Source organism: Dyadobacter sp. SRI_021 (genome assembly GCF_057586235.1).
The window spans coordinates 582,665-606,879 of sequence record NZ_JBYCZM010000001.1; the positions used below are offsets into that span (position 1 = coordinate 582,665).

A 24,215-nucleotide genomic window follows, 5' to 3' on the forward strand; every position below is an offset into this window, starting at 1 on the left:
TGGGTTTATCGTCCCATCAAATCTCGACCCGAAGGGCATTTTTCACTATCATTACACATTCATTAACAATCCTCGCTTCATGAAGCTAAGAAAACTCCTATTCGCCGCGGCCGCGCTCACGGGCCTCGGCGTCGCGCATGCGCAAACCAGGCCGGAGGATGTGAAAAGTTTCACGCTCGCCAACGGCATGAAATTCCTCGTCCTGGAAGACCATTCGATCCCCACTGCGAACATGTACCTTTTCTGGAAGGTCGGCTCGCGAAATGAGGTGCACGGCATTACCGGCCTCTCCCACTTCTTCGAACACATGATGTTTAACGGTTCCAAAAACTATGGTCCGAAGCAGTTCGACCGTGTGATGGAAGCCAACGGCGGTTCCAACAATGCGTATACGACCGAAAATGTGACCGTATACACCGACTGGTTCCAGAAAGATGCATTGGAAACGATCTTCAAACTCGAATCCGACCGCATTGGCCATCTCACCATCGACCCTAAAATGGTGGAAAGCGAGCGCGGCGTAGTGCTTTCCGAACGCAGTACCGGGCTGGAAAACAGCAATTACCGGCTCATAGGTGAGCAGGTACAGTCCGTCGCATTCCAGGAACACCCGTATATGTTCCCGGTAATCGGCTTTGAGTCCGACATCAAAAGCTGGACGCAATCCGATTTGGAAAACTATTTCAAAACTTATTACTCGCCTAACAATGCGACCGTGGTGGTGGTAGGAGATATTCAATTTGATGAAGTAAAAAAACTGGCCGATCAGTACATGGCTCCGCTTCCTGCCCGCGGCCTGCCTCCGAAGATCCGTACCGTAGAGCCGCCGCAGAATGGCGAGCGCCGTGTTACGACCTACAAGGACATTACTACGCCAAACCTGCTCCTGGCCTACCACGTTCCCGAAACTGCCCATGCCGACTATTACGCGCTGGACCTGTTCAGCAGCCTGCTCAGCTCGGGTAACTCTTCGCGGTTGGTCAAATCACTGGTCATGGACACCACCATCGCTTCCAGCGTTTCGACCGGGCTCGATAATGGCTTTGATCCGACATTGTTTGCCGTTTTTGCAGTAGCCGGCGACAATGTTTCAGCGGCAAACCTCGAAAAAGCCATTGAAAAACAAATCGACATGATCATACAGAATGGCGTAACCGACGCGGAATTGCAGAAAGTGAAGAACCAGAAGCTGATGGAGTTCTACCACACGCTCGAAACTATCAATGGAAAAGCCAACAGTCTCGGGACTTACGAGGTGTTTTTTGGTGATTATAAAAAGATGTTCGAAGCTCCCGAAAACTATAAGAAGGTCACCGTGGACGATATCAAACGCGTCGCAGCGCAGTATTTCACGGAGCGCAACCGCACCGTAGGGTACCTGCTTCCTGAAAAATCGAAATAACAGCCATTCAAATTCAAACTGGAATGAAAAATATCCTGATTCTGGCACTCGCCCTGTGCGCATTCGCAGCCAAGGCGCAGAACAATTTCAAAGTACCTCCTTACGAGACATTCAAACTTAAAAACGGGCTGACGGTGTACCTGATGGAGCAGCATGAAGTACCGCTGATCAACGTTTCGGCCGTGTTCGATGCCGGTGCGATCAACGATGGCGAACGTTACGGCCTTGCAAGTCTGACGGCCGATGCATTGCTGTTCGGGACGCAAAAATACACCAAAGCGCAGATCGAAGAAATGACCGATTACGTCGGTGCAAGCCTTTCCACTTATGCTTCGAAGGATAATGCAGGCCTCGCGGCTTCATTTGCGGTGAAAGACCAGGACAAGCTTTTTGAACTGATCCAGCAAGTGCTCATCCACCCGGTTTTCGATGCCACCGAATTTGACAAACACAAACAGCGGACGCTGCTCGAACTCGCCCAGGCGAAGGAAAGCCCGCGCTCCGTGATTGGTAACTATTACAATGCATTCCTGTTCGGCCAATTCCCTTATGCCACGCCGACAACGGGCAGCAAATCCACTGTTGAGAAAATCAATGTCGAGGCGGTGAAAGCATTTTACCAAAGCAACTACACCACAGGCAAGGGAGCTATTGCAGTGGTGGGTGACTTCAAAATTGCGGATATGAAAAAGAAGGTAACCGCGTTGTTCGGTGACTGGAAAACGGCTCCCGCCAGAATGGTGAAACGCGTGGCGCCCAATCTGGAATTCGACAAGGCCCGTGTGCTCCTCGTCAACAAGGACGACGCCCGTGAGACCACATTCATGATCGGCGGCAAGGGTATCGACTATAATTCACCGGACTACGTGCCTGTGGTTGTGATCAACACCATTCTCGGCGGCAGGTTTACTTCCTGGTTGAATGACGCACTGCGCGTCAATTCGGGCCTCACCTACGGCGCCGGCAGCCGTTTTACCCGCTATAAATATGCAGGCACATTCGGGATCAGCACATTTACCAAAAACTCCACGACCATTCCGGCGATCGACATGGCGCTGAGCGTGCTCGACAGCCTTCACAAACATGGCATTAATGAGGAAATCCTCGCGTCCGCGAAGGCGTACGTGAAGGGCGATTTCCCGCCGGATTACGAATCGGCCGGGGCATTGGCGAGGCTGCTTACGGATATGTATACTTATAATTTTGATGAAGGTTTTATCGATACATTCCAGGCAAAAGTGGATGGATTGACTGTCGCGAAGGCGAAAGATATTATTGCGACCTATTTCCCTAGAGACAAGTTACAATTCGTGCTCGTGGGTAAGGCTTCGGAGATTAAGGAGCAGGTCAAAAAGTACGGCGAACTGAGTGAAAAACAGATCAAGGCCGACGGGTTTTAGTATATCAATCACAGACGCTGCTTTAAAGAATACCTATCTAAAACAATCAACGAAATGACAATGAAAAAACTAATCGGTCTAGGCTGCCTGGCGGCTGCATTGCTGGGCGGAAGCGACCTTTTTGCACAGGGCAAGCCGGTATACACCGCGCCGATCGGCTTGCAGGCATATACTTTCCGTGGCAGTTGGGGCAAAGGCATTGAAGCTACGCTGGATACCATCAAATCCCTCGGCGTTACTGAAATGGAAGGTGGCCCGATCGCCGGCATGACCACCGAGGAGCTCCGCAAGCAGCTCGATAAACGCGGTATTGCCATGCGTTCCATCGGTGCCGACTATAAAAAGCTCAGCGAAAGCACCGCACAAACCATTAAAGACGCCAAAATCCTCGGCGCCAAATATGTAATGGTCGCCTGGATTCCTCACGAAAAAGGCAACTTCAACCTCGAAACTGCGAAAAAAGCAGTCGCTGATTTCAACAAAGCCGGTAAGGAGCTCAAAGAAGCAGGCATTTCGCTCACTTACCATAACCACGGCTACGAGTTTGTCCCTTACGAGGATGGTACGTTGTTTGATTACATTGTCAAAAACACGAATCCGGAATACGTCAACTTCGAAATGGACGTCCTTTGGACCGCATTCCCGGGACAAGATCCGGCGAAGCTGCTTTTGAAATACCCGACAAGATGGAAGCTCATGCACCTCAAAGACCTTAAAAAAGGGGTGAAAGGCGATCTCTCAGGCGGTACACCTACTACCAACGACGTGGCGCTGGGCACCGGCCAAATCGACATCCCGGCGACATTGAAGGCTGCCAAGAAGGTGGGAATCAAGCATTACTTTATCGAGGACGAGAGTCCTTCCTATCTGAAACAGATTCCGCAAACTATTGCCTATATCAAGAGTATTAAGGAATAGGTGCAACAACACCTTACCAAACCTGACAACACCTGACTATTCATGACTTCTTTGTCATTTATGGTCAGGTGTTGTCATTTGTTGTCAGTTATTGTTAGCCGTGATCGCGGTTACCACCCGGGATTCTGCTTCAACGTCGGAGTGCGCTGCAGCTCGTCCTGCATGATCGGGAAGAGATAATGCCTTGGCGTTACGAACACGCGGCTTTCTACGAAATAACGCTGCATCCGGTATTTTTTACCATCTACTTCAATTTTCCCGTTCGGATCTTCCACCGGCTTCATACCATTTATCATCCGCTGTGTTTTCGGATAAGGCCAGTAGGATTGCGAGCGCTGCTCGTTGGTTGCGCCAGCGCTTTGCCACCCCTGCTCGCGCGCGAGCTCTTTTTGGGAACTTGCCTCCAGGTATAGCCTGGACGACCAGATACGGTTGTTTTCGTAAAACAGCTCCACCCGCCTTTCGCGTTTGATATACTCGTCCATCAATGCCTTGCTGGTTTGTGCTTCTGGCGGGATGGGGGCCATGAATGAACGCTTTCTCACATCGTTCAGCATTTGGTAAATCTCCGCATTTGGGCCGGCTGATTCATTCACTGCTTCTGCATAAATATAAATGAACTCCGGCAAGCGCCACACCGGCGGGCCGCTGATCGCGAAACTCTTGTCGCGGTTCCACGATTCGCGCAGGATTTTGCGGAGGAAATAACCGGTAGTAGAAGAGTTGGAAGCCCCGATCTTGTCCGGACCGGTAGCTGTATTGATCACTTTCCCCTTGAATGTGGAACCGTGGTATACGATATCACGGTAAAAACGCGGGTCTCTTTTCACACTTTCATAGGGATTGCCGTCGTCGTAGCCATCGGTTTTAGCGCGGGTACCGTACACCGGATAGCCAAATCCATTCGGTGCGATGTATTCATATTCATCCACCTGCTCCTGCACTGGCATTTGGCGGGAGCTTCCGCCCCAGCTCGGCGGGTAAATATCACCCTGCCAGTTATTGTCCTTATCGCGGGTGACGAAGAAAACGGCCTCGTTCTGAAATGCCTGCATATCGTGATACAAGTCCCAGAGCCGCGCAGGCACTTTCGAATTATTGTTGTTGTTTCCGGCGTCGTCGCGGAAATCGGATGCATCGTGGCCCTGGTAAAGGCTGTAACGCTGGCGGCCATCCACCTTGAAATCAATGACCGCCTTTGCTGCCTCCTTCGCCTTCACCCAGCGATCGACATTATAAGTGTATTCCGAAGCAAACTGACGCGTGTCGTTCGGGAAAGTCCCCCCATTCCACATCGGTGTGGCAGCCATCCAGGAAATCATCGCTTTCAATCCCAGGCAAGCTCCTTTATCCACCCGGCCAAAGTCCGCCCCGCCCCAGCTCCCTGGGACACGTGCAAATGCGGAGTCACAATCCTGTTTGATCTTCTCTGCAATAGCATGGAAAGACTCCTGCTTGAAATCCATCGGATCGCTGGGCTGGATGGTGTGCGTCACATACACCACCTCCCCGTACATACGCGCGGCCAGGTAATGGAAGTAGGCGCGCATGAAGTAGGTTTCGCCGATGCGTTTATCGAGGTCACCGGCTTGCAACGGATTATCGGGCGTATTGTATTTCCTTACACCTTCCAGGATCACATTGGCCTTGCGGATGCGGGCATACAGATCCCACCAATATTGCCCGCGACTGCTCCGGTCGGGCATGGCATTGGGGTTCCAGTCTCCGGTATTGAACTTGTTGGTCAGGCTTCCTTCCGCCGTCGAGCCCTCGGCCTCATCGGTCACAGGAGCTGATGAAAAGTGCGAGAAAAACACCAGCGGACTGTTGGAACCTTTGGCATTGTCGTACAGGTCGGTTACCAACTGGTTCATTTTATTATATCGGGTAAAAACCTGCTCGGCATCTACCTGATCGTCCGGTTTGCGGTCTAGGAAATCCTGCTGGCAGCCCGATAATACTACAAGACCGAATGTTATGCTCGTCAATATTTTTGTGGTATTCATAAAAATCAGGTTAAATCAGAATGAAATGTCGACGCCAAAATTCACCACCTTCTGGATAGGGTACCAGTCGCCCGATCCCTCGCGGGTTTCGGGATCCATATCCACATCTTTGAGTCCGTCCCAGGTAAGGAGGTTCATGCCCTGCACATAAATGCGGAAGTTATCGATCCCGATCTTCTTGATCGTCGTTTTGGGCAGATTGTAGCCTACTTCTACCGTTTTCAGACGGATGTATTTCGAATCATACAAAAACAAGCTGCTATTGTTATTCTTGTTGTTGCTATGATCGCCGAAATGCAATGCCGGATACGTTGCGGTGGCAGCAGTTTCAGGTGTCCAGCGTTTCAGGTGCATCGGTTTCACCTTGCCGTATTTGTCCTGGGCAAAAAGCGGGAAATCGTAAACTGCCGCGCCGGATAGCTGCACTGATGCCCGAGACGCACCCTGGAACAATGCGCTGAAATCGAAGTTTTTGAAACGACCTCCCACCGGCAAACCGAACATCAGCTCCGGGTTACGCGGGTTACCCACGGCGGTACGGTCGCCCAGGTCGTCGATCTTGCCGTCGTTGTTCAGATCCTTGTACACGACATCCCCCGGCCGCAGCGTACCGAATGACTGGAAGCCGCTGCCGTTGTTCATCGCATTCAGCTGATTGGCCTCTTCCTGGTTCGCCACGAAGCGATCGAAAAGGTAGTCAAAATGCTCGTCGATACGCTTGCCGGTGTTAGCCCTTCCGGGCGAAGCATAAGGAATCTCATTCATGAAAATGATCTTGTTGCGGGCAAAAGTCATATTCGGACGAACGAAATACGTGAAATCCTTGCCAATGCTGCCGGTCCAGCCTATCTCGAAATCGAAACCTTTGTTGTTCACGATTCCCGAGTTCAGGAACGGGGCATCTTTGCCGACGATGTCAGGGAAGCCGAGCTTGTTGCCACCGCCCATGTTGGTAATGATGTCATAGCGGTGTTCGCGGAAGATATCGAGCGTCAATGTAAGGCGTTTCAGGAATGTCGCGTCGATACCGATGTTGGTTTTGCGGGCCTTTTCCCAGGTCAGGTTCGGATTGGCCAGGTCACCCTCCGACAGGAAGCCGCCGGCACCCGAGCCGAAATTATCCGTACCAAAATTGTAATCGCCATCGCGCCGTCCGAAATATTGCAGATAAATGAAACGCTTGTCGTCAGGAATCTTGTCGCTTCCTACCAATCCAAACGAGCCGCGGATTTTCAGATTGTTAAGCCAGTTTTGGGTATTGGTCATGAAACGCTCTTTCGTGAGAACCCAGCCGGCTGCTACCGATGGGAAAAAGCCGTACCGCTTCCCCTTCGCGAAATTTTCAGAGCCATTATAAGCCGCATTCACTTCCAGCAAATAACGGTCATCATAGCCGTAGGTAGCGCGGGCCGTAACGCCCTGATAGCTGAACGGCACCTGGTTGTTGATAACCCGCTTCGACCGGTTGAAAAGCACCATGCCTGTCACATCATGCAATCCAAAATTCCGCATATAGTCGAGCTTGGCCTGGAAATAGGCTCGGCTTTCATTGTTATTGTTGCTATACCCGTTCCCGATCGTTTGGTCGATATTGTATTTGTTCCCCGACTTGTACGCACCCGTGTAATGCCCCGGTGTACGATAAATGTCGCTTCCCACAGTAGGAACAAATGTGGCATAACCCGGATATTCGCGGTAACCTTCCGAATAGGTACCCACTTTGCGATCGATCCAGCCGCCGTCGTTGGCGTCGTAAGAGAACATTCCCTCAATGGCCAGACCTTTTGTAATAAAATTCAGCTTATGTCCCAGCGAGAATGAACCATTGAGATACGTATTCTTCTCATTCAAAAAACCGGTACGGCTGAGCTCTCCGAGAATGTTGAAGCGGTAAATTTGGTCGCCATACAGCATTCCTAGTGGGTTATTAGCCTGGAACACCTTGTTGGCGGGGTCGTCGTTCGGTTCCACGATGATCGGCAGGTACGAAGGCTGGGTATTGGCCAGCTCCACAATGCGGGCGGCGGTTGTGCCCGGCGCGTTACGGTCGGTAATGCGGGCACCGAGGTCCAGTTTAGCGTAAAAATTGTCCGTAATGTCGATATCGATGTTCGAGCGGAAATTGTAACGCTTGAACACGGCCTGCGTGCTATTCGCCGCCAGATCGGTGTGTCGGTAGTTACCATCCTGCTGGAAGTAGTTGGCCAGGACGAAATACCTGGCCCTCAACGATCCACCGCTAATAGACAAACTGTAATCATGCTGCACACCCGGCTTGAACGCATAATCGAAGTAATTCCAATTATAGCCCAGGCCATCGGAGTTATCCCCTTTTGCCTTGCGGAAATCGGCAATAGCCTGATCCGAGAACAGGTTCAGCGTTGCCGGGTCGGCATCAGGATTATCATTTCTTCTCGCTTCATTGTAAAGCATGGCATAGTCCGCCGAACCGAGGTAGGTCGGGAATTTCACCGGTTTGTTGATACCGACCGACGCTTTGAAGTTCACAGTCGCCTTATCCTGCACTTTTCCGCGTCGGGTTGTGATCAGGATTACACCATTCGCCCCACGCACACCATAAGGCGCTGTGGCCGAAGCATCTTTCAGGATTGTAAACGTCTCGATCTCCGAAGGTGCGAGGTAATCCATGCTCCGTTCGAGGCCGTCGATGATCACGATCGGCGCTTTATTTCCGTAAGTAGCGGTACCTCGGATGAAAATATCGCTGCGGTCTACGCCCGGCTCGCCACCACTGAACTGGTTCGCGAACAATCCGGGTAGCCTTCCCGCCAATGCGTTGGTAATGCTGGCAGTCGGGCTTTGCTTCAAATCTTCGGTAGTAATGGTCGCGATCGAGCCAGTGATGGTCGCTTTACGTTGAGAGCCGTACCCTACGATCACAATTTCTTCCAGTCCGTTCAGATCTTCTTCCAGCTGGATGCTCACCGTTGTTTGCGAGCCAACTGTCTGTTCTTTTTTGAGATACCCAATAAAAGAAACCACCAGCACATCGCCCGCTTCGGCTTCCACCGTGAACTTCCCGCTCGCATCCGCCGACGTTCCTTTATCGGTTCCTTTTACAATCACCGTCGCACCCGGCAGCGGATTCCCCTTCGCATCGGCGACGGTTCCGGTAATTTCCCGGATAACCACCTCGGGCACTGCCGGCACATTAATGTTCCGCACGGGGCCGGCCCCGTCGTGCTCCTCCTTTTTGTAGATCGCGATTTGCTTACCTATTACCTTATACGTCAGGTCTGTTCCTTTGAGCGCGGCATTCAGGATAGCCGGCACGGTTTCATTTTTCAGGTCCAGATTAATATTGATTTCCTGTCTTCCCGAAAAAAGATCATCCCTGTAAAATATGCGATAACTGGTTTGTTCCTGAATTTGCCTGAACAGTGTGCCCAGATTTCCGTTCCGGATTTTGACATCCATCCTGCTTTTCTGAGAATACCCCGTTGCATGCACGCTCATCATCCCGATCCATAACAGCATAACTGTCAGTTTCATGATTCTCAGCAGTTTTGATGGGTGCAATTTTCCCAAAGGGCAATACCCTTTCTGGTCAAATTTTTTCATAAATTTGATTTGACTTTTGTTAATACAATGGTTTAAGGATCACTTGCTTGCCGGCAAGTGTGAAGATTCGGGAAACGTTGCCGCGTTTCCCGTTTTTATGGTTTGATAGCGCTTTCCTCCAATACGTACCTCCTTTCGTTAGGTTGTTGTTTGTAATTAAGCCCGGTGGTCAGCGCGAGCACTTTCAATACGTCGCGGACGTCGTCTTGCAGAATCAGGTCTCCTCCGAATTTGACACCCGCGAGTTTCGGTTGTTTTAGTTCAATATCTACCCGGTAATACCTTGATAGCTTTTTAATAATTTCAGACAACGGCGCGACATTCAGGGCCAGATAGCCATCCTTCCAGGAAATATATTGCTGGACGTTCACCTGATGCGTTTGCAGCACCGCCTGATCCTGATCGAAGACGGCCCGCGTCCCCGGTGAGATCTTTGTCTTTTTCGACCCGAAGAGTGTCTGCCGCTGCGTCGTGAGCTCTACGCTGCCCTTGGTGAGCACAGTGGCCGTGTAAGGATCGTCGTCATAAGCACTTACGTCGAATTCCGTGCCCAGCACTTTTACCTCCATATCTTTGGTATGTACATAAAAAGGCGCGTTTTCCTCGTGGGTGACTGAGAAATACGCCTGCCCTTCGAGGTACACCTCGCGCAGTCTTTTATCGAAATGCGACGGATAAACCAGCTTTGAGCCGGAGTTCAGCCAAATACGCGTCCCGTCGGCAAGCGTCAGCACCGACCGCTTGCCATAAGGCACGACTAATGTATTAAACTGCTGATCCCCGGCCACCTGCTGATCTATTGTCGATGAAGAGTCAACCTGAATGAGCGCACCGTTGTCTTTGTATTCCAGGCTCGAATTATCTTTCCGTAAGCTAATCACCCGTTTATCGCCGAGGATCAGTTGGGTTTCGTCCGGTTCGTTCACGCCGCGGGCGGCAACCTCCTGCATGGTACGGGCGGAATCTTTGTAAAACACGAGATAACCCACGCCCGCCAACAACAGCAAAGTCACCGAAGCCGCCGCGGCAATCCAGAATGTGTTGAATGATCTTTGTTTCCTCTGCGAGATAGTTTCGCCTACCTGGTTCCAGAGTGCATCCTTTTCATCAGGTGAAAAGGTTTCGTTACGGAGGGTTTTGAACAGCAGCTTCGCCCGCTCGCCGGCCACTCTTTCCTCTTCGGTCAGGTGCTCGGGACCTGGTATCGGCTCCTGCTTGTTGCGTTTTCTTTTCATGGAAGTGCGCTTGTTTAAACTACAAGAGCGCAGCATGCCACTGATATAGACTTCTGAGAGGATTTATTTTAACAAAAAATGGAAAATATTTTCTTAACAGCACATTATCAACAAGATAACCCCGAATTCAAGTTTACCGCGCAGTTGTTTGAGGGCGCGGTATACGAAAGTGCGGCAGGTAGGGACGGAAATCTGCATGATCGCAGCGATTTCATCATAATCGAGATCCTGATGGAAACGCAGGTACAATATCTCCCGTTGGCGGTCGGGAAGCAGGTTGATCTCGGCGGCAAGGTGTTGCAAGGTTTCCCGCTCCTTTTCACTGACAACCAGCTCTTCTTCAATACTGAAACTGAATGTATTGATCGCCAGTGAATCTTCGGTATCCCAACGATCAAATCGCAGCATCGACGATTTCCGGTGTGCGAGGTGCAACTTCCTGCGGAGTGATTTGAGCAGGTAGAATTTTACATTGGCATCCCGGGCCAGATTTTTCCGGTAACCATGCAAATCAATGAAAAGGTCGTGAATACAATCTTTTACCAGTTCCCGGTCTGTGCTGTACCGCATACCGAACGCGTACAGCACGCTGGCATACTGGTCATAAAGGTCGCTAAACGCATCGGGATCGCCGGAAATGAAGCGTAGCCAGGTATCATGATCCGGGTCTGAATGTGTCATAGCGCAAAGTTCAATGCATATTTCCTTAAAAACGTTTCTCTGAAACGTTTTTCCCAAACAGGGTTCTCCAAACGGGGATTAAATTTAATGAGTATCTATGAAAGTTATTAAATATCTCCTGTTTCTTCTCCCTATTTTTATACCAATACATTTGGTGCCACCGGCATGCTTGCCAAGTGCGCAGATACTTTTTACTTTGCATCAAAAAAGCAATCAACATGGAACCAGCACTATTGAATGAAGTCCCGTCGCTCGATTTGGCCGATTTTACATCGGGAGATGCCCAGCGGAAGAAGCAGTTTGTCGAAGACCTCGGCGCGGCATTTACCAACATCGGTTTTGTAGCCATTAAAAATCACGGGTTAAGCGATACGCTGCGCAATGATCTTTACGAAAGTGTAAAGCAATTCTTTTCGCAGCCGGACGACATCAAGAAAAAGTATGAGTTCCCCGAGTTGTTCGGCCAGCGCGGTTATATCGGCAAAGGCAAAGAAACGGCAAAAGGTTTCAAAGTAGCCGATTTGAAGGAATTTTACCACGTAGGCCAGCCCGAACCCATCGGACAAATGCCGTCCAATATCTTTCCCGAGGAATTTCCCGATTTCAAAAAATATACCCTCGAAGTTTACCGTACTTTCGAAAATACCGGCAAAATGCTGCTGCGCGCCATTGCCATTTACCTCGGCCTACCGGAAGATTATTTTGAGGACAAGGTCAAAAACGGCGACAGCCTGCTCCGCGCATTACATTACTTCCCTATTCCTAATCCCGAGTTGGTACCGGAAGGTGCTGTAAGGGCCGCAGCACACGGAGATATCAACCTCATTACCTTGCTGATGGGCGCCAGCGCGGAAGGCCTCGAAGTGCTCCGCCGTGACGGTGAGTGGATCCCTATTACCGCATTACCCGATCAGATCGTTGTGAATGTAGGCGACATGCTCGACCGGCTCACGAACCACAAGCTCAAATCGACCATTCACCGCGTAGTGAACCCGCCGCGGGAGAAAATGGGCACTTCCAGGTATTCGATTCCGTTTTTCATGCACCCGCGCGCCGATATGGACCTGACCAGCCTTGAAAGCTGTATTACCGTCGAACAACCGAAGTTGTACACCGACATGACTGCCGGGGAGTTTCTTGATGAACGTTTGCGGGAGCTCGGTTTGAAAAAATAAAGTACCCTCAGCTTGTCTTACCCACCTATCCGTCGATTTCGTTACATCATTTACCTGATGGACATCCTCCTGCTGTCGCTCACGGCATTCGGGGGACCGCAGGTACACCTGATGATGATGATCGAGCGGCTGGTACATAAGCGAAGGTATGTAACAGAAGAAGAACTACTTGAATTACAGGCGCTTTGCTCGATATTGCCAGGCCCTAGCTCCACGCAGACGGTCACGGCGATAGGCCTGAAAATAGGCGGGCAACCGCTAGCCTACCTGACGCTGCTCGTATGGTCGCTACCGGCGATGCTCCTCATGACGCTGGCAGCAATAGGCATTCATTACCTCGAACGGAATGCGATTTCACTGGACTTTACGCGCTTTGTGGGTCCCATGGCAGTCGCGTTCCTGATGTATGGCGCCTCTTCCATTGCCCGAAAAGTGATCCACAATACACAAGGCTGGACACTGCTGGTAATCTCGACGATCCTCGCTTATACGTACCCATCTCCATATATGACGCCCGTGCTGATCGTCTGCGGAGGTGTAGCGGCTTCACTCAATTTCAAGAAGCACGAGAAAATGGAAAAGGCCGAGATCCGCATCAAATGGCGGCCTATTATCTTCTGGATTTCCGTGCTGATTACCGCGGCCATTATCGGTAAAATCACGAATTCACTGCCGGTCAGGCTTTTTGAAAACTTCTACCGGAACGGAAGCCTGGTTTTCGGCGGCGGGCAGGTACTAATTCCCATTTTGTATAACGAATTTGTGGAGTTCAAGCACTACCTGACCGAGCAGGAATTCCTCGCCGGGATGGCGCTCACCCAGGTGGTACCCGGGCCTGTATTCTCCATCGCCACGTTTGTCGGAAGCGTGTCGCTGCAATCCAACGGCTGGTTCGGCCAGATTGTCGGAGGAATTGTGGCTACGGCCGGGATCTTTCTGCCGGGCACTTTCTTTATCTTTTTCGCCTACCCTTTCTGGGACCAGCTGAAACGTTACCGCGGCATCCGCGCTTCCCTTGAAGGCATCCACGCCGCCAGCTGCGGTCTCACCATCGCCGCGGCAATTTCGCTTTTTCAACCGATGATGACTAGCATTCAGCCAATGGCAACCGTTATCGCCACGTTGATTGTCGTCGCATTTGGCAAGGTGCCCTCATACTTGATCATTCTGGCGGGATTGTTGCTGGGGCTGGTGTTTTGATGGGCATTTTAGCCAGAGAACGGGAAAGATTATGTATATTTACTTAGACTTCATTCAATAACTTAATACGGTAGTATATGCTTTTGGAACTCAATGATAATGTAATCAAAAGTACCGGGCTCTCCGAGCAGGAGTTGAGGATCGAACTGGCGGTGCGGCTGTATGAAGATGGTAAAATTACTGTCGGTCAAGGCGGAACCATGACCGGACTGGGTAGCATTCGCTTTCAGCAGGAACTCGGAAAACGTAAAATTGCCTGGCACTACGATATAGAGGACTTCGAAGCAGATCTGGAGACATTAAGAAAGTTTTCGAGTGATCGTAATAAGTGATACCTCCGTTATTAGCGGACTTGTGCAATCAGGGCATTTATATGTCCTTCAAAATCTTTATGAGAGGATCATAATTCCGAAACGGGTATATCTGGAATTGCAGGATTTAGATGTTGCATTCCGAGGTAAACTTGCATTGGATTGGATCGAGATCAGAGAAGTTTCAAGTACTTCACTTTTGAATGAATTAACCGAACTTCTTGACCCAGGGGAGGCAGAAGCAATTGTACTCGCGACAGAACTGCGTGCGGATTTGCTTTTGATCGACGAAATAAAGGGGCGGACCGTGGCTACGCAAATGGGCCTATCTGTAATCGGAACGTTGGGCGCCCTGGCAGAAGCGAAGAAGAAAAATTATATCGCCGCCGTAAAACCGGTGATTGACATACTAATAAATCAATGCGGTTTTTGGATCAAACCAAGCCTTGTCCAAAGAGTTTTAAAATCAGTAAATGAATAAGTAATACCGGCATAAGCATTCCCAAACCCAATGACCAGACACCACCTAGCCCTAGTTACACTCCTTTTCATAACAGCATTTACCAGTACAAAAGCCCAAATCAGCTCTCCACCGGGCTTTTTACAGAAAAACAACACGAACGCGTCCCGGCAATGGGTTGATTCCGTTTTTGCGACGCTGACACCCGATGAGCGTATTGCGCAGCTGATCATGGTTGCGGCTGTGTCCGATACCAAACGGGCACTCATCGATCCAAAAACCAGCAATCCAGCCGCAGTGGAGAAGCTGATCCGTGAAAATAAGGTCGGTGGAATCGTATTTTTTCAAGGTGGACCGGTGCCTCAGGCACAGCTGACCAACTACTATCAGTCGATTTCCAAAGTGCCATTGCTCGTGGCGATGGACGCCGAGTTTGGGCTGGCGATGCGGATTGACAGTACTGTTCGTTATCCTTATCAAATGACTTTGGGGGCCATCCAAGGTAATAATGACCTGATTTACCAAATGGGCGCACAACTTGCGAAACAAGCGCGGCGACTGGGCATGCATATTAACTTCGCACCGGTGGCCGACGTGAATAATAATCCCAATAACCCGGTGATCAGCTTCCGGTCTTTTGGTGAGAACAAATACAAAGTCGCTGAAAAAGCTGTTGCCTACATGCGTGGAATGCAGGATAATGGTCTTTTAACCAGCGCAAAGCACTTCCCTGGTCACGGCGACACCGGCACCGACTCGCATTACGATCTGCCATTGATTTCACATTCTGTCCAACGCATTGATTCACTGGAACTTTACCCCTTCCGCGCGCTGATCGATAATGGATTGAGCGGTATGATGATTGCGCATTTGAGCATTCCGGCGCTGGATAAAACACCGAACCTGCCTTCTACCCTTTCCAAACCGATTGTAAGCAAGCTGCTTCGCGACCAACTGGGATTTGAAGGGCTGATCTACTCCGACGCCATGAATATGAAAGGCGTTACCAAATTCTTTCCTGACGGCAGGGCCGATGCCATGGGTCTCGAAGCGGGCATGGACTTGCTGGAATTCACCGAAGATGTAAACAAATCCATCACCGAAATCAAAAAGAGCATTGCCGAAGGCAAAATCACTCAGGCGGAGATCGACTACCGCTGCCGGAAAGTGCTGGAAGCAAAAGCATGGGCAGGGCTGAACCATTATAAGCCGGTTGATCTTAATAACCTCTACGAAGACCTGAATCCCAAGGCAGCCGAGCTCACCAATCGACTGCTTACTGAAAAAGCCCTTACGGTACTTAAAAACGACAATAGCATTCTGCCGCTGCGCGAGCTGGATACGCTGAAAATCGCTTCCATTTCGGTGGGAGCTGATACGGTCACTACTTTCCAGAATACGCTGGGACTTTACACCACGGTCGATCATTATTATATTCCTGCCAAAGCTACGGCAGAGCAAATAGACGCCCTGCGGTCTAAACTGAATGTTTACAATCTCTTGCTGGTAGGCGTGCATTTGGGCAGCATTTCTCCACGCACGAGTTATGGCCTTACCGAGCCGATGAGCACGGTTTTGCAGGAACTGATCGCTACCAAAAAGGCCGTGGTTTCTGTTTTCGGCAATCCCTATGCCTTGAATAAAATGCCTAAAACCGACGACGCGAAGGCCCTGATCATGGCGTACCAGCTTACACCGTATACCCAGGATTTATCGGCACAACTCATCTTCGGGGCTATTCCGGCATTGGGCAAGCTGCCAGTGACGGTGAATGCCCAATACGCTTACAATGCGGGAATAGAAACCCCGGCGCTGGGTAGATTGAAATACACCATTCCCGAAGAACTTGGGCTGGATTCGAAAGTGATTACGGTTAAAATAGACTCTATTGCTAATGCCGCGGTAACGCAAAAGGCCACGCCCGGCTGCGTCGTGCAACTGGCCAAGGATGGGAAAGTGTTCTTCCGCAAAGCTTACGGCAAACATACCTATGAAGGCAATCATCCGGTAAAACTGACGGATTTGTATGACCTGGCTTCGGTAACCAAAATCACGGCATCCACCCTCGCATTGATGAGTCTTTGGGATGCGAAAAAGTTTGACCTGGACGCGACGATGAAGGATTACCTGCCCGATTTCGAGGGCTCCAACAAAGCCGACCTGCAATGGCGCCGAGTGCTCACGCATAGCGCACGCTTGAAAGCATTTATTGTGCTGTGGAAAGAAGCCCAAAAAGCGGACGGCAGTTGGAAAAAGAAGACATTCAGTACCAAGCAGTCCAAGCGTTACCCTACTTCGGTGGTGGGCGACAGTTTGTTTATTTTCAAGAATTACGACAAAACGATTTTCAAATCTATCCGCAACTCGCCTTTAAATGAAAAGGAAGGTTACGTTTACAGCGACCTTTCATTTATACTTTATCCTCAAATCGTAAAACGATTGAGCGGTGAGGATTTTGAAGATTATATCAAAAACCACTACTATCACAAGCTCGGCGCCAATACACTCACTTTCAACCCGAAACGCTTTTACAAACTGGACGACATTGTGCCTACCGAGCGCGACACGTTCTTCCGCATGACACAGCTGCACGGCCAGGTACACGACGAGGCAGCGGCCATGCTGGGCGGACTTAGCGGCCATGCCGGGCTTTTCGGCACTTCCAATGATGTGATGAAAGTGTGGCAAATGTATTTGCAGGACGGTTATTATGGCGGCCAGCAGTTGCTCAGCAAAGATGCATTGATTGAGTTTACGCGTTACCAATATCCTGAGGAAGGGAGCCGCCGCGGTATCGGATTCGACAAGCCTACATTCAAATACACAGGAAATGCACCGAAGTATGCAAGCCCGTCGAGCTTCGGACATACGGGTTACACGGGCATTATGACCTGGGCTGATCCGGCCTGGGGACTGAATTACGTTTTCTTGTCGAACCGGGTGTACCCGACGCGCGAGAATAACAAAATCTCGACGCTGAACATCCGAACATCGATCATGGATGTGGTTTACGAACAGCTTTTAAAAAAGTAACCGCGGTTACCGCACCGAACCCTGAACTTGCTACCTTTGTAACTCTCACGAATAAGATTACCATCATGTACTATCGGTTTGACAAAGAAAAAGCGTCCCGACGGCCTGGAATCACGCCGTTGAAGGAGGCTATCGATCAAATGCTCGATAGGTACAAGCTGCGTAGCCGTTTCGACCAATCCTATGTGGTCGCGCATTGGGACAAGATCATGGGTTCGGCCATTGCCACCCGTACCCAAAAAGTGTATATCAAAGACAACATCCTTTTCCTGCAAATCGAATCCGCTCCGCTTCGCAACGAACTTTTCCGCGCGAAAGGCAAGATCATCGAGCTGATTAACCGGGAAATGGGCAGTGCGCTCGTGGAGGATGTGATCTTTGTCTGATTCCTTCCCACGCAAAAATTTGTAATTTCAATCCGCAATAACCATATGAAGGGTATGACTACGCTGACGATTAAAACCGAGAAAGAGGAAGTAATTGAGGCTGTGAAAGCACTTTTGCGGGGATTTAAAGTGGCATTCGAAGAAAGGGAGGAAAAACCATACGATCCGGAATTCGTGGCCATGATCAAGGAAAGCGAGCAACAAATCAAGGAAGGCAAAACCGTTAAATACGAACCCGGTACTAATCTATGGGATCTGGTAAATTCAAAATAACATTTACCGAACAAGCGATCACACATTTGTCATTTTGGCATAAATTCGGCAACAATATCATCATCAAGAAAATAGAACAGCTTATCGAAGCCATCGCTGATACACCAACGGAAGGAATCGGAAAACCTGAACTTTTGAAATATGAACTGGCTGAAAAGTATTTCAGAAGGATCAGCCATGAACATCGTATTGTGTACGAGATCGTTGACCAAACCATATATATTCTTTCTCTGAAAGGCCTACAAGTCCCTATCTTTGCCTTCCAAATAAAAGCAATCGGAGGCATTGCGTGTTAATCTGAATGAATCCAATCCTATTTCCTGCATTTCTGAAACCTGGCGACCGCGTTGGGGTTTTGGCTCCGGCCAGTATTGTGAAGTATGAAGATGTTATGCCTGGTATCGGTCTGCTTAACGGGCAGTGGGGGCTTGAAGTAGTGGAAGGAAAAACGCTGAGGACGGCATTCAATCAGTTTTCGGCTTCCGACGGAGACCGGCTGGCGGATATGCAGCAAATGCTCGACGATCCTTCCATTAAAGCCATTATTGCCGCCCGCGGCGGCTACGGCTGTTCCCGGATCGTGGACAAGCTCAATTTTGACAAATTCCTCCAAAACCCGAAATGGATCGTCGGTTTCAGCGACCTGACGGCCTTTCTTTCGAGAACTTTCCAGCTGGGTTATGCGAGCATTCATGCGCCGATGGCCAAAACGATTACGTGTGCGGGCGCAGAAGTGGCAGCGGAATCCCTGAGACAGATGCTTTTCGGAGAAATGCCTGCATATGAGGTAGCCCCACATGCATTAAATCGTACCGGTAATGCCGTCGCGCAAGTAGTGGGAGGCAATCTTTGCCTGCTGGCGCATATGATCGGGTCAGAAACGGAGATCGATACCGAAGGTAAAATCCTTTTTATCGAGGATATCAATGAATATCTGTACAACCACGACCGGATGATGATTCAGCTCAAACGCTCAGGCAAGCTGGATAAGCTGGCCGGGCTTGTTGTGGGACAGTTTACCGATATGAAGGACAACAATAGCCCTACGTTTGGCAAGGACGCATATGAAATTATAGTAGAGCATGTGGCTGAGTTCGATTATCCGGTCTGCTACGATTTCCCGGTGGGCCATGTCGGCGACAACCGTGCCATGGGTGTCGGCATGCAGGCGGCATTCAACGTATCGGAGCAGGCCGTAGAGCTCCGCTTTCTTTTAAATTCCACAGCTGTTTAGTTTAGAGATATGACAAATTTCAAGGACAAGGTTGTCTGGATTACCGGGGCATCGTCGGGTATCGGCGAGGCGTTGACGATGGCCTTTGCCAAAGAAGGGGCGAAACTCGTGCTTACTGCTCGCCGCCGTGAGGAGTTGGAAAGAGTAAAGCAACAAACCGCATTACCCGACGCAGATGTGCTGGTACTCCCTTTGGATGTTACCCAATTCGAGCAGGCCAAACCTGCCGCAGAACAGGTAATTGCCCGTTTCGGACAGATCGACGTGATGGTGCATAATGCAGGTGTTAGCCAACGCTCCTACATCAACGATACCGACCTGGAAGTTTATCAAAGCCTGATGAATGTCAATTTTTTCAGCACGGTAGCACTTACCAAAGCCGTGTTACCGCATATGATCGCCCGGCAGTCGGGGCATTTCATTGTGATGAGCAGTGTTGCCGGGAAAATTGGCACCATCATGCGCTCGGGCTACAATGCAGCCAAACATGCATTGCAAGGCTTCTACGATTCGCTGCGCGCCGAAGGTTATCAGCACAATATCAAGGTTACGACCATTTGTCCAGGCTACATCCGCACGAATATCTCTTTGAATGCATTGAATGCATCGGGCGATAAATTCGGCAAAATGGACAGCAACCAGGCCAAAGGCATTCCGGCGGATGTTTGCGCCGAGAAGATCCTCGACGCTGTCAAAAAAGATAAAAAGGAAATCTATATTGGCGGAGTTAAAGAGGTAGCTGCTATTTATCTCAAAAGGTTCTTCCCGAACCTGCTGTTTGATCAGGTCAGGAAGAACATTCCGGAATAACCTATTTGGCTTTCGCTTTTTCGAGGTAGTCGGTGGCCAGGCGGGCAATGGAACGCACGCCCAGTACGAGACTACCTTCATCTACATTAAAATCGGGCGTGTGGTGCGGTGCCGCTTCCGCAACACTTTTACCCTTTGGCATACCTCCTAAAAAGAAGAAGAAGCCTGGTACTTTTTGTTGGTAAAAAGCGAAATCTTCAGCCCCGGTTTTGACCGGGATCACATTTACATTCTCCTTCCCGGCTACATTCTCCAGCGTCCCGATCATTTTGGCGGTCAACGCCTCGTCATTGTGTGTAACAGGGTACATTACATCAATATCGACCGTAGCCGTGGCTCCTGCACTTTCGGCGATGTTGGTTGAAATATCATTCAGGCGCTTATGCACGTACGAATGCATGTTTTCGTCGAAAGTCCGGATGGTACCGATCATTTTAACCGATTCAGGGATGATATTCTGCCGCACGCCGCCATGGATTGCGCCAATAGTCACGACCGCGGGTGCGTGGGTGAGGTCCAGGTTACGGCTGACGATCGTCTGTAATGCAGTCACTATCTGCGAAGAGGTTACAATCGGATCGACTCCCGACCACGGGTAAGCGCCGTGCGTTTGTTTTCCTTTTACGTCAATACTAAAAAAATCCACGGCAGCCATCGTCGCGCCAGGGCGGTAAGAAATCTTTCCCACTTCGATCTGCGAGTCGATATGCAGGCCAAAAATCGCATCGACTTTCGGATTTTCGAGCACTCCTTCTTTCACCATCAGTTCCGCACCTCCCTCCTCGCCTTCCGGCGCCCCTTCTTCGGCCGGCTGGAATATAAACTTAACGGTACCGGGAAGGTCGTTTTTCATCGATGCCAGCACCTCAGCCACGCCCATGAGTATCGCAATATGCGTGTCATGCCCACATGCGTGCATGACGCCCGTAGTCTGCCCTTTGTATTCCGTCGTTACTTTCGATTTAAAAGGAACGTCCGCCCGTTCAGCCACCGGCAGACCATCCATATCAGCCCTCAGCGCCACCACAGGCCCCGGCTTGCCGCCTTTCAGGATTCCTACCACGCCGGTATGCGCAACGCCGGTTGTCACCTCGATGCCTAGTTGCTTCAGGTGGTTGGCGACCTTCTCGGCCGTCTTGAACTCTCGGTTGCCCAGCTCCGGATTTTGGTGAAAATCACGCCGCCACGCCACTAGTTTCTTTTCCAATGCGGGTGCTTTCAGGTCGATCGATTTGGCTAATGGTGACTGCGCAGATGCCGGTTGTCCGGCGATAACAGCGATCAGCACCACAGCAGACATCCTGCTGAATTTGTTAAAAATTTTGTCTGTAAAAGGAGTTGTCATAGGAAGATGTTAAAGAATCAGGTTTTTCAAGATCGGAAAGAAATTCTTTCGTTCCAAAACAAAAAAGGCCTTACCCGTAATGGATAAGGCCTTGAACTTGCAAATGTTTACCAATTAATGCTCGTCTTCGAGGAAACCTGTGCGGCGGTAGCCGGCATATATCCACTGCGTTGTAGGATCTTTTTCAAAAGTAAACTTCACGTAAATGGAATCTGTTTTGTTTCCACCCGTCGAAGTTGCGGCACCTTTGAGAATTTTACCTTCGATGATCGAAATGGCGGACTTTCCGGCTTCCATATTTGGCAGCTTATCCGCCTTGTCAAAAGTCATCGCGGGCAAATTTACCTTGGCAACAACGGCCACAGGGTCTGCATCAGGCGTGAGCAACTCGTGATCGTTGATGATCAGGTCGGTTTCGTTGTTGGCCGCAGTGTTCGAAGTGGTAATAAGGAAGCGTCCGCCATCTCCTATATCCTCTCCGTTGGCAAAAACGCCTATGTACCATTCACCACACATCGCCTGTAATTTGGTCCCTTCGATGGTTGGCTCGCTGCCCAGATCACAGGACAACAGGCCGAACACCAATAATATCAGAGAATACTTTATATATTTCATAAACCACAATTTTAAAGTTTTACAAAAGTACGAAGCGCTGTACCGTAGCCCGGGTTGATCACAACCCAGCTGTAAGACACCCCTTCCTTGATGGATGCATTGATACATTCGAATGCATTACCGGAAGTGAGTTGGTAAGGAACACCTATTTTGCCTTTATCAAAGTAATAGAACAAAACAGCGTCTCCCGGTGCCGGTACTGCAACACCGCCAACATTATCGGCCTTGTACAGGTTGCCACTTACCTTCGTCACTTTTGAAATACCGTTCGCACCACCATTTCTCTGATAGCTCCCCGTAATGTCGGCCGTCGCCGCAGCAGAGATCACTCCTATGTAACGATACTCTGTCGACGAGTATCCATCCTTGTTCACGGCATCGTAAGTGAGCACATAAACACCTGGTGTTTTTGTATCCACTGTTCCGGATACCTTCACCTGAATCTCCGTATCTCCTTCCTTAGCAGTTGCGCCGGGGTCTGTAAAAGTGCCTCCCACCGCTACCTGATTCCATTGCTCACCTTTCAATGTGATAACGGGGTAATAGGTAATTTTCGAGATACCTTCTGTCACCTTATCCTCTTCGCACGAAAATGTGGCAAACAGGGTCAGGGCTATCATTATCAGTTTTATTCCTCTTTTCATAGTTTCTGTTATCAATGACCTGTGTTTACTTCATCCACCAAACTTTGGCCGTAATAGGCACGGCAGCAGGTGCATTAATGTTACCATCGCGCGAAGCGGAAGTGTAAGGGAGTCGTTTAGGCAACTCGTTTCCGATTACAGATTCCTCAGACACCGTCCATTGACCCGGCACGTAATTATTTGCCGTTGAACGTACAGGCGATTTCTCAGGATAACCGGTACGCGCCTGGTCCAGATAAGACTCGTATCCCTGACGGAACATCGCTACCCATTTCTGGTAGATGATCGCTTTCAGCTTTGCCTCCATAGTTCCGGTTGATGGGTATTCGTAAACACCACCTTTGGCAATCTTCTTGGCGTCAAATGCAACGTTGAATTTCGCGTAAGCCGCAGGAACAGCTTTTTCGTAAAACTCCTTCGCTTTCGCGTCATTGCCAATGCGCAGGTATGCTTCCGATAACAGGAAGTATACTTCGTCGATACTGAAAAAATAGAATGGGTCAGTAGCTGTCATTCTTGCTACGCTAGGGGTCGCGGGTGCGATGACAGTGTTATTGAAATCGCCTTGTTCCAGACCGCTCTGCCCGGTGGGACCCGGTGTAAAGTAAGCAGCGAGACGCGCATCGTCGTTGTTGGCCTGCAAATAGGTCATCAATGTGCGGCTAAGGCGCAGGTTGGTTCCCGTGTTCAGCTGACGGACGTTGGTCTCATACAATGGATTGCTGCGGTTGGGTTCGTCCACAAATTTGGTCAATGCTGCATGGTCTTCCAGGAAAGGCGTCTTCGCATCCAGCATGGACTTGATAGCTGTAATCGCCTGAGCCGAGTTAGAGCTTGCAGTTTGGCGCAGGTACAATTTCAGTTTCAACGTGTTCACAAAGCGTTTCCAATGATCGATTTGATTGTCGGCGCTCATGCCGCCGAAAATCAGGTCGGAAGCTACCGCCGTGGATTTTCCGTTGTTGAAGTCGAGCGCGAGAGCGGCGTCGAGTCTTTTCAGCAACTCCGCGTATACCGCAGGGCCGTCGTCGTATTTGGGTGCCTTAATGGTTTCCACCTGTAGAGCTTCCGTCAAAGGAATCTTGTCAAAAAAGTCGGCCAACATCTGGTAACCGAAGGATTGAACGGCTACTGCCTGCAATACCATATTGTTATTACCTGCAGCGGTGGCTTTGATTTTAACATCTTCGAGGTCATTCAACCCTCCCGCGTAAAACTCCGTCCACATGTTGTTGTAGTCCGACGGGTTAAGATCGTAAGAGTCGATATTGCGGTACTGGGAACTTGCATTGGACTGTGTCCAGTGCTGCGACCAAAGCCCTCCGATAATGGCCATATCACTTCCGACAGAAGCCACGATTGACGCCTGTGCAGCCGGCAACACAAACTCCGGCGCCACATTGGTCGGGTTGTTCGGGTCTTCGTTTACATCGAGCCAATCGTTGCAGGAGCCTAGTGAAAGTGCTGCAACCAGCAAAACACTATTTTTTATAATACCTTTCATT

General features: G+C 50.0%; 21 protein-coding genes. 13 read left to right on the forward strand and 8 right to left on the reverse strand.

Features of this window, described 5'->3' with window-relative positions:
• The first annotated feature begins 79 nt into the window (after nucleotides 1-79).
• From AC2YIT_RS02310 to AC2YIT_RS02320, 3 genes are read left to right on the forward strand one after another with little or no spacing between them, the layout of a single operon-like run.
• Nucleotides 80-1,402 (forward strand): M16 family metallopeptidase, encoded by a 1,323-nt coding sequence (locus tag AC2YIT_RS02310; RefSeq protein WP_487278114.1) that lies wholly within the window; start codon nucleotides 80-82, stop codon nucleotides 1,400-1,402.
• A 23-nt stretch (nucleotides 1,403-1,425) separates the two neighbouring features.
• Nucleotides 1,426-2,802 (forward strand): M16 family metallopeptidase, encoded by a 1,377-nt coding sequence (locus AC2YIT_RS02315; RefSeq protein WP_487278115.1) that lies wholly within the window; start codon nucleotides 1,426-1,428, stop codon nucleotides 2,800-2,802.
• Between the two features lie 60 nt (nucleotides 2,803-2,862).
• Nucleotides 2,863-3,720: a sugar phosphate isomerase/epimerase family protein gene (locus AC2YIT_RS02320; RefSeq protein ID WP_309987079.1), complete on the forward strand. Its 858-nt coding sequence runs from the start codon at nucleotides 2,863-2,865 to the stop codon at nucleotides 3,718-3,720.
• Nucleotides 3,721-3,830: 110 nt separating this feature from the next.
• On the opposite strand, the gene AC2YIT_RS02325 is transcribed toward AC2YIT_RS02320, so the two are convergent.
• The 4 genes from AC2YIT_RS02325 to AC2YIT_RS02340 form a co-directional block, all read right to left on the reverse strand.
• The gene (locus AC2YIT_RS02325) at nucleotides 3,831-5,726 is read right to left on the reverse strand and encodes a RagB/SusD family nutrient uptake outer membrane protein (protein ID WP_487278116.1); all 1,896 of its coding nucleotides are present in this window, start codon (nucleotides 5,724-5,726) and stop codon (nucleotides 3,831-3,833) included.
• A gap of 15 nt (nucleotides 5,727-5,741) precedes the next feature.
• Nucleotides 5,742-9,239 (reverse strand): TonB-dependent receptor, encoded by a 3,498-nt coding sequence (locus AC2YIT_RS02330; protein ID WP_487278117.1) that lies wholly within the window; start codon nucleotides 9,237-9,239, stop codon nucleotides 5,742-5,744.
• 164 nt (nucleotides 9,240-9,403) lie between these two features.
• Nucleotides 9,404-10,543, reverse strand: coding sequence for a FecR family protein (locus AC2YIT_RS02335; RefSeq protein WP_430842832.1), 1,140 nt, complete (start codon nucleotides 10,541-10,543; stop codon nucleotides 9,404-9,406).
• 93 nt (nucleotides 10,544-10,636) lie between these two features.
• Nucleotides 10,637-11,224 carry an RNA polymerase sigma factor gene (locus AC2YIT_RS02340; protein ID WP_430842830.1) on the reverse strand — a complete coding sequence of 196 codons (588 nt, stop codon included), beginning with the start codon at nucleotides 11,222-11,224 and terminating at the stop codon, nucleotides 10,637-10,639.
• Nucleotides 11,225-11,442: 218 nt separating this feature from the next.
• Here AC2YIT_RS02340 and AC2YIT_RS02345 point away from each other — a divergent pair, with 218 nt between their 5' ends.
• The 10 genes from AC2YIT_RS02345 (at nucleotide 11,443) to AC2YIT_RS02390 (ending at nucleotide 20,106) form a co-directional block, all read left to right on the forward strand.
• Nucleotides 11,443-12,399 (forward strand): isopenicillin N synthase family dioxygenase, encoded by a 957-nt coding sequence (locus AC2YIT_RS02345; RefSeq protein ID WP_487278118.1) that lies wholly within the window; start codon nucleotides 11,443-11,445, stop codon nucleotides 12,397-12,399.
• 57 nt (nucleotides 12,400-12,456) lie between these two features.
• Nucleotides 12,457-13,599: a chromate efflux transporter gene (chrA, locus tag AC2YIT_RS02350; protein ID WP_487278119.1), complete on the forward strand. Its 1,143-nt coding sequence runs from the start codon at nucleotides 12,457-12,459 to the stop codon at nucleotides 13,597-13,599.
• Nucleotides 13,600-13,676: 77 nt separating this feature from the next.
• The gene (locus tag AC2YIT_RS02355) at nucleotides 13,677-13,931 is read left to right on the forward strand and encodes a UPF0175 family protein (RefSeq protein ID WP_487278120.1); all 255 of its coding nucleotides are present in this window, start codon (nucleotides 13,677-13,679) and stop codon (nucleotides 13,929-13,931) included.
• A 22-nt stretch (nucleotides 13,932-13,953) separates the two neighbouring features.
• On the forward strand, nucleotides 13,954-14,391 hold the full coding sequence (locus tag AC2YIT_RS02360; RefSeq protein ID WP_487278485.1) for a PIN domain-containing protein: 438 nt from the start codon (nucleotides 13,954-13,956) through the stop codon (nucleotides 14,389-14,391).
• A 30-nt stretch (nucleotides 14,392-14,421) separates the two neighbouring features.
• Nucleotides 14,422-17,403: a serine hydrolase domain-containing protein gene (locus AC2YIT_RS02365; protein WP_487278121.1), complete on the forward strand. Its 2,982-nt coding sequence runs from the start codon at nucleotides 14,422-14,424 to the stop codon at nucleotides 17,401-17,403.
• Between the two features lie 65 nt (nucleotides 17,404-17,468).
• Nucleotides 17,469-17,789: a DciA family protein gene (locus AC2YIT_RS02370; RefSeq protein WP_430842820.1), complete on the forward strand. Its 321-nt coding sequence runs from the start codon at nucleotides 17,469-17,471 to the stop codon at nucleotides 17,787-17,789.
• Between the two features lie 54 nt (nucleotides 17,790-17,843).
• On the forward strand, nucleotides 17,844-18,062 hold the full coding sequence (locus AC2YIT_RS02375; protein WP_430842818.1) for a DUF2683 family protein: 219 nt from the start codon (nucleotides 17,844-17,846) through the stop codon (nucleotides 18,060-18,062).
• Nucleotides 18,038-18,358, forward strand: coding sequence for a Txe/YoeB family addiction module toxin (locus AC2YIT_RS02380; RefSeq protein WP_487278122.1), 321 nt, complete (start codon nucleotides 18,038-18,040; stop codon nucleotides 18,356-18,358). Before AC2YIT_RS02375 ends, AC2YIT_RS02380 begins: the two co-directional genes overlap by 25 nt.
• A 5-nt stretch (nucleotides 18,359-18,363) precedes the next feature.
• Nucleotides 18,364-19,296, forward strand: a complete 933-nt coding sequence (locus tag AC2YIT_RS02385) for a S66 peptidase family protein (RefSeq protein ID WP_487278123.1) — start codon at nucleotides 18,364-18,366, stop codon at nucleotides 19,294-19,296.
• 9 nt (nucleotides 19,297-19,305) lie between these two features.
• Nucleotides 19,306-20,106: an SDR family oxidoreductase gene (locus AC2YIT_RS02390; RefSeq protein ID WP_487278124.1), complete on the forward strand. Its 801-nt coding sequence runs from the start codon at nucleotides 19,306-19,308 to the stop codon at nucleotides 20,104-20,106.
• A 1-nt stretch (nucleotide 20,107) separates the two neighbouring features.
• On the opposite strand, the gene AC2YIT_RS02395 is transcribed toward AC2YIT_RS02390, so the two are convergent.
• The 4 genes from AC2YIT_RS02395 to AC2YIT_RS02410 form a co-directional block, all read right to left on the reverse strand.
• The gene (locus AC2YIT_RS02395) at nucleotides 20,108-21,451 is read right to left on the reverse strand and encodes an amidohydrolase (RefSeq protein WP_487278125.1); all 1,344 of its coding nucleotides are present in this window, start codon (nucleotides 21,449-21,451) and stop codon (nucleotides 20,108-20,110) included.
• Between the two features lie 114 nt (nucleotides 21,452-21,565).
• Nucleotides 21,566-22,066, reverse strand: coding sequence for a lipid-binding protein (locus AC2YIT_RS02400; RefSeq protein WP_430842808.1), 501 nt, complete (start codon nucleotides 22,064-22,066; stop codon nucleotides 21,566-21,568).
• A gap of 11 nt (nucleotides 22,067-22,077) precedes the next feature.
• The gene (locus AC2YIT_RS02405; RefSeq protein WP_430842806.1) at nucleotides 22,078-22,686 is read right to left on the reverse strand and encodes a DUF5011 domain-containing protein; all 609 of its coding nucleotides are present in this window, start codon (nucleotides 22,684-22,686) and stop codon (nucleotides 22,078-22,080) included.
• Nucleotides 22,687-22,735: 49 nt separating this feature from the next.
• The gene (locus tag AC2YIT_RS02410) at nucleotides 22,736-24,214 is read right to left on the reverse strand and encodes a SusD/RagB family nutrient-binding outer membrane lipoprotein (RefSeq protein WP_487278126.1); all 1,479 of its coding nucleotides are present in this window, start codon (nucleotides 24,212-24,214) and stop codon (nucleotides 22,736-22,738) included.
• Nucleotide 24,215 lies beyond the last annotated feature (1 nt).